At 75.1% G+C, this 4,669-nt stretch carries 5 protein-coding genes; 3 read left to right on the top strand and 2 right to left on the bottom strand.

What is annotated here, in order from left to right:
• The coding region (locus tag IE312_RS41700; RefSeq protein WP_229900381.1) for a winged helix-turn-helix domain-containing protein at nucleotides 1-364 on the top strand (364 nt) is incomplete at its 5' end.
• A 1-nt stretch (nucleotide 365) separates the two neighbouring features.
• The gene (locus tag IE312_RS24270) at nucleotides 366-1,475 is read left to right on the top strand and encodes a sensor histidine kinase (RefSeq protein WP_189984439.1); all 1,110 of its coding nucleotides are present in this window, start codon (nucleotides 366-368) and stop codon (nucleotides 1,473-1,475) included.
• Nucleotides 1,476-1,662: 187 nt separating this feature from the next.
• Here the strand turns inward: IE312_RS24270 and IE312_RS24265 are convergent, their stop codons facing one another.
• Both IE312_RS24265 and IE312_RS24260 read right to left on the bottom strand, forming a co-directional pair.
• A complete protein-coding gene (locus IE312_RS24265; RefSeq protein ID WP_189984438.1) occupies nucleotides 1,663-2,652 on the bottom strand; it encodes an NAD-dependent epimerase/dehydratase family protein in 990 nt (329 codons plus the stop codon).
• 113 nt (nucleotides 2,653-2,765) lie between these two features.
• Nucleotides 2,766-3,980: a cytochrome P450 gene (locus IE312_RS24260; protein ID WP_189984437.1), complete on the bottom strand. Its 1,215-nt coding sequence runs from the start codon at nucleotides 3,978-3,980 to the stop codon at nucleotides 2,766-2,768.
• Between the two features lie 403 nt (nucleotides 3,981-4,383).
• On the opposite strand from IE312_RS24260, the gene IE312_RS24255 reads away from it, so the two are divergent.
• Nucleotides 4,384-4,669, top strand: a 286-nt coding sequence (locus tag IE312_RS24255) for a hypothetical protein (RefSeq protein ID WP_229900380.1), incomplete at its 3' end; no start/stop codon positions are given.

Here is a 4,669-nt window from a genome sequence, read left to right as displayed (position 1 = left end):
GCGGGTGCAGTCGGTGCTCCGCCGGGCCCGCCCCGCCGTGGCCGTGGCCCCGCCGGCCGCCGCCGGCCTCACCGTCGACCCCGCCGCCCGCCGCGCCACCAAGAACGGCACCGGACTCGCCCTCACCCTGCGCGAGTTCGACCTCCTCGCCTTCTTCCTGCGCAACCCGGGACGGGCGTACAGCAGGGAGGACCTGATGCGCGAGGTGTGGGGCTGGGACTTCGGCGACCTGTCCACCGTGACGGTCCACATCCGCCGGCTGCGCGGCAAGGTGGAGGACGACCCGGCGCGACCGCGGCTGATCCGGACCGTGTGGGGCGTCGGCTACCGCTTCGACCCGAGCGGCCGGGACGAGGAGGACTGACGTGCGCGACACCCTGCTCATCGCGCTGTACGCCTTCGCCGGTGCCGCCGTCACGGGCCTCGCGGGGGCCGCCGCGCTCCGGCTGCTGCGCCGCCGCTCGCTCACCGTGTCCCTCGCCGCCGTCGCCGCGGTCGGCGTCGGCGGCGTGCTCGCCGGCACCCTCGCGGTCGCCTGGGCGATGTTCCTGTCCCCGCACGACCTGACCGTGGTCACGACGGTCGTCGCGATGGCGGCCGTGGTCTCCCTGGCGACCGCCCTCCTGCTGGGCCGCTGGGTCGTCGCCCGCAGCCGCGAACTCACCCTCGCGGCACGCTCGTTCGGCGAGGCCGGCGACTTCGCGGCCCCCGCGGCCCCGGCCACCGCCGAACTGGCCGAGCTGAGCCGCGAGCTGGCGGCGACCAGCGCACGCCTCGCCGCGTCCCGGGAACGCGAACGCCTGCTGGAGACCTCCCGCCGGGAACTGGTCGCCTGGATCTCCCACGACCTGCGCACCCCGCTCGCCGGGCTGCGCGCCATGTCGGAGGCCCTGGAGGACGGTGTCGCCGACGACCCCGGCCGCTATCTGAAACAGATCCGCACCGAGGTGGAACGCCTCAACGACATGGTCGGCGACCTCTTCGAACTCTCCCGCATCCACGCGGGCACCCTGCCGCTCGCCCCGTCGCGGATCTCCCTGTACGACCTCGTCGGCGACGCCCTCGCCGGAGCCGATCCGCTCGCCCGCGCCCATGGCGTCCGGCTGGTCGGCGACCGGGTGGAGCCGGTCCCGGTCGAGGTCGACGCCAAGGAGATGAGCCGCGTCCTGGGCAACCTGCTGGTCAACGCCATCCGCCGGACGCCCGCCGACGGCACGGTCGCCGTCGCCGCCGAGCGTGCGCCCGACGGAGTGGTCCTCTCCGTGACGGACGGCTGCGGCGGCATCCCCGAGGAGGACCTGCCCCGCGTCTTCGACACCGGCTGGCGCGGCACCCACGCCCGCACCCCGCCGGCCGGCGCGGGCCTGGGCCTGGCCATCGTGCGCGGCATCGTCGAGGCCCACCGGGGCCGGGCCACCGTCCACAACATCCCCGGCGGCTGCCGCTTCGAGGTCACCCTGCCCGCGGCCCCCTGAAACCGGTCGCCCACACCATGCCGGCCCGGGGCGGGTTCGCCTGAACCTGGTGGCAGGCTTCGGCTCGGGGCGGGTTCGCCCGGACCCAGCGGCAGGCTTCGGCTCGGCGGGGGTTCGCCCGGACCCGGTGGCAGGCTTCGGCTCGGCGGGGGTTCGCCCGGACCCGGTGGCAGGCCCCGGCGCCGCTTCACTCGGAGACCGCGAACTCCCGCATGCCCTCCGCGAAACCGACCTCCGGCTTCCAGCCCAGCTCGCTGCGCAGCCGCGAGGAGTCCGCCGTGATGTGCCGCACGTCCCCCAGCCGGTACTCCCCGGTGACCACCGGGGCCGGCCCGCCGTGCGCGTCGGCCAGGGCGCGGGCCATCTCCCCGACGGTGTGCGGCTCGCCGCTGCCGGTGTTGTACGCCGTGAGCCCGCCCGGCGCCGCACCGGCCTCCAGCGCCACGACATTGGCGGCCGCCACGTCCCGCACGTGCACGAAGTCCCGCCGCTGCCGCCCGTCCTCGAACACACGGGGCGCCTCGCCCCGGGCGAGCGCGGACCGGAAGAAGGAGGCCACACCGGCGTACGGGGTGTCCCGGGGCATCCGCGGCCCGTACACGTTGTGGTAGCGCAGGGACACGGCCGACCCGCCGGTCGACCGGGCCCAGGCGGCGGACAGGTGCTCCTGCGCCAGCTTGGTCGTGGCGTACACGTTGCGCGGATCGGCCGGCGCGTCCTCCCCGACCAGCCCCGCGGTCAGCTCCGCACCGCACACCGGGCACCTCGGCTCGAAGAGCCCCGCCTCCAGGTCGGCGACCGCCCGCGGCCCCGGCCGTACGACCCCGTCGCGCGGACACGCGTACCGCCCCTCCCCGTACACCACCATCGACCCGGCCAGCACCAGGCGCCGTACCCCCGCCCCGGCCATGGCGGCGAGCAGTACGGCGGTGCCCAGGTCGTTGCGGGAGACGTACTCCACCGCGTCCCCGAACCCCGTCCCCAGCCCGACCATCGCGGCCTGGTGGCAGACGGCGTCCACGCTGGTCACGGCCCGGGCGACCGCCGCGGGATCCCGCACGTCGGCACGCGGATCCGCGCGCACGTCGAAGACGACGGCCTCGTGCCCGCGCGCCGTCAGCGCCTGGACGACATGGGACCCGATGAACCCGGCACCGCCGGTGACCAGTACGCGCATACGCCCACGCTAGGCCCGCACCGGCGCCGCACCACCCGGCCGCGCCCGTACGTCACGACTCCGTAAGGCCGGGCGGGGCGAGGCGGTGCCGGCGGCGCCGCGGGACCCCGCTCTCACCAGGTGACCGGCAGGCTCAGCGGGAAACGGCGGATCGTGCCGGTGTCCCACCGGACGGCGTCGGGCGGGACGTCGAGGCGCAGACCGGGGAACCGGGCCAGCAGTCCGGTGACCGCGCTGTCCAGCTCCGCCCGGGCGAGCGGTGCGGCGAGGCAGTGGTGCCCGCCCCAGCCGAACGTCATGTGCGGGCGCGGCGGCCGTGCGAGGTCGAGCCTGTGCGGGTCGGGGAAGACGGCCGGGTCACGGTTGGCCGCCAGGTAGGACACGTGCACGTAGTCACCGGCGCTGATGGCCGTGCCCTCGATCTCCGCGTCCTCCAGCGCGATCCGCGGGATGCCCACGCCCTTGCGGAAGGGGATGAACCGCAGCAGCTCCTCCAGGGCGCCGGGGAACCGCTCCGGCTCACGGGCGAGCGCGGCGCACTCCTCGGGCCGGGTCAGCAGCAGATAGGCGATGTTGCTGATCTGGCAGGTCGCGGTGTCGTTGCCGCTCAGGATCAGCGTCACGGCCAGGACCGCCAGCTCGTCGTCGCTCAGCGGCTCCTCGCCCTCCGGCACCTCGGCCGTGGCCATCGCGCTCAGCAGGTCCTCGCCCGGCGCGCTCCGCCGGGCCGGGATCAGTTCCGCGAAGTACTTGCGCAGGCGGGCCTTGGCGTCGGCCGCGTCCCGCCGGGCTTCGGGGGAGGTGGCCAGCAGCCGCATGGTCCAGTCCCGCAGCTGATCACGGTCCGGCTCGGGGACGGCGAGCAGCTCGCAGATCGTCAGGTGGGGCAGCGGCACCGACAGGTGCGTCACAAGGTCGGCCGGCGGTCCCGCCGCGGCCATCGCGCCGAGCAGCCCGGACACCACCCCGTCCACGGCCGGCCGCATCGCCGCCACCCGCTCCCGGGTGAACGCCTGGGCCGTCACATGCCGCAACCGGGTGACGTGCGGCGGATCCGTCACGTTGATCGATTCCGGCGACACGATCGGCTCGGGCGTCATCCGGGGATAGTCCCGCCCGACGATCGCCGCCCGGCTGAACCGGGGATCGCACGTCACCTGACGCACTCCGGCGAAGCTGGTCACCAGCCACGCCTCCGCCTCCCCGTAGGGCAGCCGGATCCGGCTCACCGGTCCGCGCCGTGCCAGTGAGACCAGCGAGGGGTCGAACTCGAGGGCGTCGGCGAAGTCGAAGGGGCAGCGCGGCACTGCCGGGTCCTGGAACGACATACAGCCTCCCGGACAACGATGTCGGACGGCTCGGGAAGAGGCCATCTCGTCCACTATGCGGTAGCCCGCCCGGCCTCGCAGCACGGCGGGCCCGCGCGCGGCCGGGCAGGGCGCGAAAGGGGGGGACCGACCGGTGGTGGCGCCCACGGCCCTGGCCGGCGGGCCGGGCCGGCGTTGCCGTACCGGTGGAGTTCCCCTCCCCTTGCTCACGGCCGGACCGGTTGGATCTCCCGACGCCCGGATCGGCGAAGCGCCGCCCGGGTGGAGAAACCGGTCCGCCCGTTTCGGATCGCGGTGGGCGGAGACTTCTCATGGCGGGAAGTGCTGGGACACGTCCCCTCCCCGACCACGACGGCGGCGACATCCGATGCGGAAGAGGAAGCGGAAGCGGCAGGAGGCGGCGGTGATCCGCCTCGACCGGTGCGACCTGTGCGGAGCCACCTTCCCGCGGGACGACGCGGTGCGCGGCTACGTGCCCGACTCCTCGTCGGTGAGCCGCCGCAACGACTGGTACGACGGTCTCCGGCTCGTCACGGCGTGCCGAGCGGACCACTTCGCCGAGCTGCGCGAGACGTACCGCCGCCGGCCGTACACGGAGGAGGAGCTCTGGGCGGCCAAGATCACTCGTGCGCTCACCCAGGGGCCGCCCGCCCTCTCCGTCGTGGAACTCCAGTGCCGCACCGGTCTGC

It is taken from the genome of Streptomyces capoamus (genome assembly GCF_014654935.1).
GTDB classification, from domain to species: Bacteria; Actinomycetota; Actinomycetes; order Streptomycetales; family Streptomycetaceae; genus Streptomyces; species Streptomyces capoamus.
This window is presented reverse-complemented; position numbering and strand designations above follow the sequence as displayed.